Below are 1,297 nucleotides of genomic sequence, written 5' to 3'. Positions count from 1 at the left end.
GAGACGGCGGCAGGCCTCACCGGGATGGAGACCGTCCGCAGCGGACCGCCGGAGGAGTCGGACGCGGGGGCACTCGCAGGGCTATGCCGTCTTCGAGAGCGCAGCGGCGGCGGCCGACGTCGCGGAGCGCGCGGCACGGCTGGGCGTCGTGATCGAGGCGCTCGATCCACCGGCCCCGGCACGCGCCTGAGCGGACGCCGACCGCCTGTTCACGCGAAGAGGCTTCCCCCGAGCGTCTCGCCGGCGCGGAACCCCGGCAGGATGGCGAACACGGCTGATCCGACGTGCGTGACCCATTCGTTCAGCAGATCGACCTCGTCGAGCCGGCGCTGGATCGGCACGAACTGGGTGAGCGGATCGCGCTGGTAGCAGGCGAAGAGCAGCCCGGCCTCCGTGCCGTCGTCGTAGTTGTCGGACCGTCGGAAGATGCGTTCCGCCGGGTTGCTCGAGTGCGCGCGTCGGATGTGCGCGGCGACCGGGATCGCGCTGAGTCCGAGCTCGTCCCTCGCCGCGAAATCGGCCGGCGTATGCTCGCCGCTGCCCGGGGGCGAGCTGAGCGGCGAGCCGTCCGAGAGCCGGCGCCCCACCGACTGCTCCCGACCCGGGCGGTCGACCTGATCCCAGGTGTCGAGCTCCATGCGGATCCGGCGCAGTACGAGCGCGGTGCCGCCGGCGAGCGGGCCGCTCTCCTCGCCGAGCCAGACGAGGGAGGCGAAATCCTCGTCCGCCGGCGCGGGGTTCACCGTGCCGTCGAGCTGACCCATCAGGTTGCGCGTGGTCGTGCCCTCCGACTCGGCGCCGCGCGCCTGTCGGAAGCCGTGCTGCCGCCACCGGGGTCGTGCGAAGCTCGCGAGATCGCGGTCGAGCATCCGTGCGGCGTGGGCGACCGCCGTCGCGTCGTCCGCCTGCACCACGAGCAGCAGGTCGCCCCCGTCGTAGCCGGTGCCGAGACGATCCCGCGAGAACACGGGGAGCGGGCCGAGCCAGTCCGGTGCCGGATCCGCGGCGACTCGTCGCAGCACCTCCGGCCCGATGCCGACGGTGATCGCCAGGCGGGCCGGTCGGGCGGCGAGCTCGGGCTCCGGGTCCGCGAGCGGTGCCACGCCGGAGGTCAGTCCCTCGATGTCGCCGGTGAGGATGCGGAACATGCGGCCGAGCGCGTCCGCGTCGGTCTCGTCGCGGAGCTCGTAGGCCAGGTAGCGGATGTTCGCCCCGGGCGGGGTCACGACGCCGGCCTGATGCGCGCCGTGGCAGGGGAGCACCTCGCCGCCGAACGGCTCCGCCTCGCAGCCGGACG

The 1,297-nt window shown here is 73.9% G+C and carries 2 protein-coding genes; one reads left to right on the top strand and one right to left on the bottom strand.

Features of this window, described 5'->3' with window-relative positions:
* The coding region (locus ACFPZL_RS13330; RefSeq protein ID WP_382335854.1) for a hypothetical protein at nucleotides 1-190 on the top strand (190 nt) is incomplete at its 5' end.
* A 19-nt stretch (nucleotides 191-209) separates the two neighbouring features.
* Here ACFPZL_RS13330 and ACFPZL_RS13325 read toward each other — a convergent pair.
* The coding region (locus ACFPZL_RS13325) for a Dyp-type peroxidase (RefSeq protein ID WP_382335852.1) at nucleotides 210-1,297 on the bottom strand (1,088 nt) is incomplete at its 5' end.

Origin of the sequence: Leucobacter soli (genome assembly GCF_042659205.1) — a bacterium.
Lineage (GTDB): Bacteria > Actinomycetota > Actinomycetes > Actinomycetales > Microbacteriaceae > Leucobacter > Leucobacter soli.
The sequence above is the reverse complement of the archived record's forward strand: the minus strand, read 5'-3'. Positions and strand labels throughout refer to the sequence as shown.